We start from the raw sequence: 1119 nt of genomic DNA, 5'->3' as shown, positions 1-1119 counted from the left end.
GGGTGACGGGTTGACCTGCCCCACCTCTCAGGTTCCAGTTCTGGTGGCTAACTGACAGCCCTTCACGGAAGGCTGGCAGTCATGCCTCGTCCCTATCCTCCGGAGTTCCGGGCGCGTGCCATCGCGCTGATCCGCGCCGGCAAGCAGGCCAAACAGACGGCGGTGGAGCTCGGTATCCATCCCGTCACGTTGTCGAAGTGGTTGCGGCAAGACGACATCGACAACGGGCGGCGACCGGGAACGCCGTCGAGCGAGTCCGCTGAGTTGCGGGCCGCTCGCCGGCGGATCCATGAGCTGGAAACCGAGCTGGCGATCGTCCAGCAGGCGGCGAAGTTCCTCGGCGAGGACAAGCCGGCCCCAAAAGGCTCTACCCGGTGATCGACCGACTCGTCGATGCCGGGGCACCGGTCAACAGGTGCTGCCGAATCCTTGGCGTCGCCCGGCAGAACTACTACAAGCACAAGCGCACACCGACCACTCCACGGCAGCTACGGCGGGACTGGCTGACCGGGGTGATCCGAGAGGTTCATGTCGCTTCCCGCGGCACTTACGGCTACCGCCGCATCCACGCCGAGCTCACTCTGGGCATGGGCATCCGGGTCTGCACCAGGACCGTGTCGGTGCTGATGACTCAGGCCGGGATCCACGGCCTGCCCGGACCGGTGCGCATCAAGCGGCTGCGTGGCGTCGTCACCGCCGAGGACCTGGTCAACCGGAAGTTCCATCGGTTGCGTCCCGACGAGCTGTGGGTCACCGACATCACGCAACACCGCACCAGGGAAGGGTGGGTGTACTGCGCGGCGGTCCTGGATGCGTTCAGCCGCAGGATCGTGGGCTGGTCCATCGACTCACGGCAGGACTCCACCCTCGTGGTCAACGCGCTGGACATGGCCATCCGCAACCGCCGCCCCGAGCCGGGCGGGATCGTTCACGCCGATCACGGCACCCAGTTCACCTCCTGGGTCTTCGGGGAAAGGATCCGCTCCGCCGGGCTCCTGCCGTCGTTCGGCACGGTCGGGGACGGCCTGGACAATGCGATGATGGAGTCGTTCTGGTCCTCGATGCAGATCGAGTTGCTCAACCGCAAGCGGTGGAAGACCCGGGTCGAACTGGCCAACG

General features: G+C 66.3%; 1 pseudogene. It reads left to right on the top strand.

What is annotated here, in order from left to right:
- Positions 1-81 precede the first annotated feature (81 nt).
- A pseudogene (locus tag ACO1BR_RS44130) lies at positions 82-1119 on the top strand (IS3 family transposase); the annotation flags it as partial.

The sequence above is a fragment of the Streptomyces sp. YGL11-2 genome, from assembly GCF_050054615.1.
Classification (GTDB): domain Bacteria; phylum Actinomycetota; class Actinomycetes; order Streptomycetales; family Streptomycetaceae; genus Streptomyces.
The sequence above is the reverse complement of the archived record's forward strand: the minus strand, read 5'-3'. Positions and strand labels throughout refer to the sequence as shown.